We start from the raw sequence: 7,704 nt of genomic DNA, 5'->3' as shown, positions 1-7,704 counted from the left end.
TTGAGGCAGTTCCAGTTGTAGAACTGGTTACCCCAACATTTATTATAGAGCCTAATTTTGAACAATTACTACAACAGAAAAAGCACCTCTATGTTTTATAGTGCACTATAGACATGAGAGGTGCTTTTGATTTTGAAATAAAAGATATTACTCACTATACTTAGTTCTTATGTATTTAAGCTTTTCATTTAAAATTGCTTCATACCCATGCGTAGTAGGATTATAATACCTTTTATTTTTTAATTTATCAGGCAGATATTGCTGCTTAACTAAACCGTCAGGATAATTATGAGGATACAAATAACCTTTACCGCTGCCTAATGTGTGAGCACCGGGATAATGGCTATCGCGAAGATGCTGGGGAACTGGACCGCAGTCTAACTGCCGTACGTCAGCGATGGCTTTATCAATTGCTATATAGGCAGCATTACTCTTAGGCGCACAGGCTAAATATGTCACTGCCTGTGCCAGCGGAATCCGACCTTCCGGCATGCCAATAAACTGTACTGCTTGTGCTGCGGCCATAGCTACGACAATTGCCTGCGGGTCAGCGTTGCCGATGTCTTCAGCCGCACTGATAACTAAACGTCTGGCAATAAACTTGACATCTTCACCCGCTTCGAGCATTCTAGCCAGATAATGCAGTGCCGCGTCAGGATCTGAGCCACGTATGCTTTTTATAAAGGCTGACACTACATCATAATGGTTGTCGCCTTTTTTGTCATAGATTTGTAATTTTTCTCCAGCTACTGTTTCAATGATTTCTGAAGTAAGTGTCCGGTTTTGGTCTGCACCAAGCATAGCTACCGCTTGTTCCAGGATATTCAGCGCTGTACGTGCATCACCACCGGCAAATGCTGCAATTTTTTCTAAAATAGCATTGTCACAGATTATTTTTTCTTTTCCAAGTCCCCGGTCAGTATCAGTTAAGGCTTGTTTTAAGATTCGTATAATCGCCTGCTCATTCAGCGGTGTAAGCCGGATTACGCGCATACGTGATAAGAGCGGTGAGTTTACCTCAAAATATGGATTTTCGGTCGTTGCTCCGATTAAGATAACGGTTCCATTTTCTACATAGGGCAAGAGAATGTCCTGTTGTCCTTTATTAAATCTGTGAATTTCATCAACAAACAGTATGGTTCGCCGCTGGTGAAGCCTTAATCGTTCTTTGGCACTTTCCACTACTTTGCGGATATCAGCCGTACCAGCAGACACGGCATTTAATTTTTCAAAATGGCTGTCAGTTGTTTGGGCAATAATATGAGCAAGTGTTGTTTTACCTGTTCCAGGTGGACCATAGAGAATCATAGAGGGAATATTGTCAGCCTCAATCATTCGCCGTAAGAATTTTCCTGGGCCAATGATTTCTTCTTGCCCAATATATTCATCCAAGGTGTTGGGGCGCATTCTTACTGCCAGCGGTCTATTATCTTTTGGCTTGGGATCGAATAAGCTCTGAGAAAACAAATCCACAATATCACCCTTTTATTATACGTGCCATGGTATCAATGGTATATTGGATATCTTGTTTGGTAATTCCATAGTGGGTTACCATACGAATTTTATAATCGCCAAATTGGCTGATTTTGATGCCTTGTTCTGCAAAGCGGGTAGAGAATTCTGCCGCGGTCTTACCAGTTTGCGTAGTATCGATTACTACAATATTGGTCTCAACCGCACTGGCATCAAAACCAATCCCCATATTGGCAATCGCGTCAGCTAACATCTTAGCTGTTTCATGGTCTTCCTCTAACCTATCTACCATGGAAGTCAGGGCTACAATACCAGCAGCCGCAAGAATACCGGCTTGTCTCATACCACCGCCGAGCATTTTGCGGTAGCGGCGGCATGTTTCTATAAACTCTCTTGACCCTGCCAGCAATGAACCAACAGGGGCACATAATCCTTTGGACAGGCAAAACATCACCGAATCGGTGTAATCAGTAAGTTTTTTCACAGCAGTACGCTGCCGACAGGCAGCATTAAATATTCTGGCACCATCCATATGAACAGGTATGGCATGGTTCCTAGCTAATTCATAGATATCGGCAAGAATTTCAGTAGGATAACATATACCGCCAGCTCGATTATGAGTATTTTCCAAACAAATGAGTGAAGTATGTGGCTGATGAATATCTGAAGGGCGAATCGATGTTTTTATAGCTTCTGGGGCTAAGATTCCCTTTTTACCGGCAATTATTTTTGCTTGTACACCAGCTAACGCCGCTAGTCCTCCTACTTCATAGTAGAAGATGTGAGACTCGGCTTCACAAAGAATTTCGTCGCCTCTTTGCGTATGAGCCAATATTGCCAATTGATTGCCCATGGTACCGCTAGTAACAAACAAGCTGGCCTCTTTGCCAGTCATCTGGGCACCTAATTCCTCTAATCGTCTTACAGTAGGGTCTTCTCCATATACATCGTCACCTACTTCTGCCTGATACATTGCCTTACGCATTTCAGGTGTTGGTAGTGTTACGGTATCACTGCGTAAATCGACAAATCGCAAAGATTCCACTCCTGTCAAAATAGGTTGTAAGAAGCACTATATCTTAATTAATATTCTGGCTAAATAAAAAAAATCCTTGGCTAAGCCTGGTAGCCGACAAAAAAATAGATTATTCCTCCTCGTTGGCTGAAGGAAATAATCTACTGGTGTTTTTTAAAAAACAATGCAACTCAATCCCCACCATGCCGTATCGCCTCTGTTTTGAACCTGCCCTCGGCAGGTGGGTGCTCTCCTGATTACTTTATGTGTCCCTTACATCCCCTATCGAGGAGGGCCTACATGCCATAACCAGAGTCCAAGCTCCCTAAGTGAATGTGTTGGCTCAAAACATAGACTTTACACGCACACAGCAGGGTTTGAGCTGCGTTTTTATTCGTTTTTATATTATCAAATTAGTTACGCAATTGCAAGAGTATAAAGGGTTGAATATTTTTCCAGCTACTTTTTGGTGACAACTTCGGATCTTATGTATAGTTCTTTAAGCTGACGTGCCCCAACTTCTGACGGTGCCTGCATCATTAGATCGGAAGCACTTTGGGTTTTAGGGAAAGCAATTACATCGCGGATGGATGAGCGTTTAGCCATAAGCATAACCAAGCGGTCTAACCCAAAGGCAATGCCACCATGAGGCGGGGTACCGTACTCGAATGCCTCAAGCAGGAAACCAAATTTTTCATTCGCTTCTTCCGGAGTTAAGCCAATGGCGCTAAATACTTTTTCCTGAAGGCTACGGTTATAGATCCTGATACTGCCGCCACCAAGCTCAATACCGTTAAGCACCATATCATAAGCCTTAGCCTTAATTTTTCCAGGTTCGCTGCCCAAATACTGAATATCTTCATCACGTGGGGAAGTAAATGGGTGATGCATCGCCACCCAGCGCTTACTTTCTTCGTCATATTCAAACATAGGAAAGTCAATGACCCATAGGAAGGAAAGCTTATCCGAATCAATTAAGTGTAACCGGCGAGCCATTTCTAGTCTGAGTTGACCCAAAGCGGCGGCTACTACTTGCGGTTTATCGGCAACAAACAGTAACAAATCGCCGGTTTCGGCTTGAGCAGCAGCAGTCATTTTGTTGATGGTTTCTTCAGTAAAGAATTTTGTGATGGGTGATTTAAGTCCTTCGTCAGTATATGCAATCCAGGCTAATCCTTTAGCTCCGTAATTGGCAACATAGTCCACAAGACCATCAAGTTCACGCCGGGGTGCATGGGCATATCCTTTGACATTAATGGCCTTAACTTGACCGCCGTTAGCTAATACACTATCAAAAACTTTAAAGCCAGAATTCTTAAAGATATCGGATAAGTCAATTAGCTCCATGCCAAATCTAAGGTCTGGCTTGTCTGAGCCATAGCGAGCCATAGCATCATCATAGCTTAAGCGTATAAACGGCGTAGGTACTTCTACCCCAATGCCTTCTTTAAAGATGTAGGCAATCAACTCTTCCATCAGTGTCAGCACATCTTCCCGTTCAATGAAAGACATTTCAATATCAAGCTGAGTAAACTCCGGCTGACGGTCAGCTCTTAAGTCTTCATCGCGGAAACAGCGAGCAATCTGGAAATAACGTTCCATACCAGCAACCATTAACAATTGTTTATAGATTTGCGGGGATTGCGGCAAGGCATAAAATTTACCTGGATTTACACGACTGGGCACTAAATAATCTCTGGCGCCTTCTGGCGTGCTTTTGGTGAGAATCGGGGTTTCCACTTCAACAAAGCCGTGTTTATCGAGAAAATCCCGCATAGATTTAGTTACCCGGTGTCTAAGCATCAGGTCTTTTTGCATTTCAGGACGACGCAAATCAAGATACCGATGTTTTAACCGTACTAGTTCATCAACATCAATGCCGTCTTGAATATAAAACGGCGGAGTCTTGGCCGTATTTAAGATTTTTAGTTCATTACCAAATACCTCGATAGTGCCTGTAGCCATATTCGGATTAATCGTATTTTCGGCCCGCTTTTTAACGATACCGCGTACAGCTAACACATATTCATTGCGAACCATTTCGGCTTTTGCAAAAGCATCTTTGTTAACATCTGGTGAAAATACCACTTGCACAATACCTGAACGATCACGCAAATCAACAAAAATCAAACCACCATGGTCACGTCTTCTTGCAACCCAACCGCATAGCGTGACTTCTTGGCCAGTGTGTTCTGGATTTAAATCATTGCAAGCATGGGTGCGTTTTATCCCCTGCATTGTGTCGATTTTGACGGTTTCATGAGCTGTTTCTATTTGTGCCATTACTTCTCCATCTCCTTCGTAAGCATAGAAATCAAATCAGTGCTATCAACTAGCTCCTGACTGCCTGTTTCCATATTTTTTAACATTACTTTGTTCTGAGCCAGTTCATCTTCCCCAATCAGCGCCACAAATTTAGCCGGATATTTATTGGCAAATTTCATCTGCGCTTTTAGACTTCGGTTCATGAAATCCATATCGGCAGCAATTCCTGCCCGACGCAGTTGTGTCAGCAGGGCAAAAGCTGCTGCCTGTGTTTCATTCCCCAGTGGGGCAACAAACACTTCAATGGCAGTTGTTACCGGTGGTAACAGGTTCTGTTTTTCTAAAGCCAGCAATACTCGTTCCAATCCAATTGCAAACCCGATTCCCGGCGTCGGCTGGCCACCACATTCAGCAACCAGTCCGTCATAACGTCCGCCACCGCATACCGCACTCTGTGCGCCTAATGGGGCATACTGAATCTCAAAGGCGGTTTTGGTATAGTAGTCAAGTCCGCGCACCAATTTGGGATTATAAACAAAGCTAATTCCCGCTGCTGACAACAGTTCTTTTAATTCAGTAAAATGGGTACTGCAGTCATCACACATACAATCTACCATATGTGGAGCTCCTTGCGCGTACTGAATACAGGTTTCATTTTTGCAATCCAATATTCGCATAGGATTACGGTCAAAACGAGACTGGCAGTTAGAACATAAATGAGGCAATTTATCCCGGAAAAAATCCTGTAATTTATTACGATATGTAGGTCGACATTCTGGGCAACCAACCGAATTGATGAATAAATGCAAATCAGTTAATCCAAGTGTATTCAGAAACTCGACAGCCAAACTAATAATTTCAGCATCAATAGCCGGTCCTTTTGCTCCTATCGCTTCAATGCCAAATTGATGGAATTGACGGTATCGTCCAGCCTGAGGGCGGTCATAGCGAAACATCGGTCCGATATAATACAGTTTTGTCGGTTGTGGTCCAGCATAAAGCTTGTTTTCTAAATAGGACCTTACTGTCGATGCAGTATTTTCAGGCCGCAGGGTAATACTGCGGTTACCTCTGTCAGTAAAGGTATACATCTCTTTTTCAACAATATCGGTAGTATCACCGATGCCACGCAAAAAAAGCTCAGTATGTTCAAAAATTGGTGTACGAATCTCCTGATAAGCGAAGTTATGACAAACCTGGCGGATGATTCGTTCCACATACTGCCAATGTCCGCTACTGTCAGGTAATATATCTTTGGTCCCCCTTGGTCCGGTTGTTAGCATAATTAATCCTCCTTATGGCCGCCATACAGCCTTGTAAGCAAGGTATTTCTTTCCTGTAGGTATATATCTAAATTTGCTATATAGGAAGAAACATCTTTAGCGTTATAACAGCTTTTAAGCCGCCAATTTGCCTGATGGTCAACTGCCTTTGTGCTGGCAGCAGGGCCGATACCAATAATCGTTTGCCGTTCTTCCATAATTTGAATATTATAGATACAGTCTTTGCCAGGTTTGGCATAGCCAATATTCTCTAGGTTTCCAGTCATATACTTCTGCCGATACAAATAGTATGGATGCATATTCATGCCAGAAGTATAATAAGCCGCAAGTGCAAGCATTTTTTTGGTTGTTTCTTCATTTGGCAAAGCCTGCTCGCTAAGTAGACCTGAATGCAGGGATTCTTTAAGAATCGAACCTCGCTTTAAGGCTAATGTATGTACAGTAATATTTTCAGGATTTAGGGCCGCAATCTGCCGCATAGTATCTTCCATATCATCAGCTGTTTCACCAGGAAGACCCGCGATTACGTCCATATTAATCACTGGAATTGCCGCATTGCGAATTTTTCCGAATATATCTATTATATCCTGAACACTATGCCGCCGTCCAATTAGTTTTAAAGTTTTATTTTGCATTGTTTGAGGATTTATACTGATTCTGTTTATTTTATTATGGCGTAACACATCTATTTTTTCATCGTCAATACTATCTGGACGACCAGCTTCTACGGTCCATTCTTTAGTTTCTGCTCCCCAAAAAGCATCTTTTATCATATATAGCAGATTATTCAGGTCAGCGGCTGTCAAACTGGTAGGCGTTCCACCACCTACATATATGGTTTCAACAGTTAGATTATATTTTGCTACTAAGTGAGCCGCACTGTCGATATCTTTGGTAATTGCCCGCAAAAAAGCATCAAGCTGTTCTCGATGCTCAGGCAACACATATGCCGGAAATGAGCAATACAAACATCTCGATGGACAATAGGGTATACCTATATATATACTTATTTTTTTTCCGTCGGTGGTATGTTGGGGAGTGGCGATCATCGGCCGCTGATGAATAGCAATATCAGTAATCAGCTCAGCTTTGTCAGGATCCACTCCATAATTCCCAATAAAACTATCAATAATTTTGTTACGATTTTTTCCTTGATCTAACAGCCTGTGAGCAATTTTTGTAGGACGGACACCACGCAGTATCCCCCATGGCGACGGATTTTGGGCTGTTATATCACGCATAAGTAGAAGTATTAGAAGACGTATCAGCCTACTTACGGCGATGGCTATCTCTTGTTCTTCCGAACTGCCCTCTGGTGGTAGCGGATGGGATCTCGACTTGCTTAATGACTGAGGATTACCTTCAGAATCATTGAACTGAATGGTTACTTTGACTACTATTTCTGTGCATTCACTGGTGACCGAACTGGTTACCCATAAGCTGGTATCAGCACTATCGAGGAACTGTTCTCCTTCTGTCCAAGGTCCTGCATAATCAACCTTAAATAAGGCCATGGTATCACGCACAGCAGCTAATACATCAATATCTATACCTACAAATGAATAGAAGAACTTTTTACCCTTCACTTTTATTGCGGCACTCCTGACAGTATCCATAAAACTTTACCTGATGATTAACAACCGTAAAATTGCTATTTTGAGCAATTTT

5 protein-coding genes and 1 other RNA gene are annotated in these 7,704 nt (G+C 42.5%); all 6 read right to left on the bottom strand.

From position 1 onward, the window contains the following. Window positions 1-147: 147 nt before the first annotated feature. Window positions 148-1,473, bottom strand: a complete 1,326-nt coding sequence (locus AC29Z1_RS10515; protein ID WP_488271417.1) for a replication-associated recombination protein A — start codon at window positions 1,471-1,473, stop codon at window positions 148-150. Between the two features lie 4 nt (window positions 1,474-1,477). After that, complete coding sequence (gene ltaE, locus AC29Z1_RS10510) at window positions 1,478-2,509, bottom strand: low-specificity L-threonine aldolase (RefSeq protein ID WP_488271416.1); 1,032 nt, start codon at window positions 2,507-2,509, stop codon at window positions 1,478-1,480. Between the two features lie 170 nt (window positions 2,510-2,679). Further along, window positions 2,680-2,868, bottom strand: a non-coding RNA gene (gene ssrS, locus AC29Z1_RS10505) — 6S RNA. A gap of 79 nt (window positions 2,869-2,947) precedes the next feature. Beyond that, entirely contained in the window at window positions 2,948-4,735 is a 1,788-nt protein-coding gene (aspS, locus tag AC29Z1_RS10500) for an aspartate--tRNA ligase (protein WP_488271418.1), read from the bottom strand. A gap of 35 nt (window positions 4,736-4,770) precedes the next feature. Continuing rightward, on the bottom strand, window positions 4,771-6,036 hold the full coding sequence (hisS, locus tag AC29Z1_RS10495) for a histidine--tRNA ligase (RefSeq protein ID WP_488271415.1): 1,266 nt from the start codon (window positions 6,034-6,036) through the stop codon (window positions 4,771-4,773). A gap of 2 nt (window positions 6,037-6,038) precedes the next feature. Beyond that, window positions 6,039-7,622 (bottom strand): coproporphyrinogen dehydrogenase HemZ, encoded by a 1,584-nt coding sequence (gene hemZ, locus AC29Z1_RS10490; protein WP_488271414.1) that lies wholly within the window; start codon window positions 7,620-7,622, stop codon window positions 6,039-6,041. Between the last annotated feature and the right edge of the window lie 82 nt (window positions 7,623-7,704).

It is taken from the genome of Sporomusa sp. (genome assembly GCF_057736855.1).
This window is presented reverse-complemented; position numbering and strand designations above follow the sequence as displayed.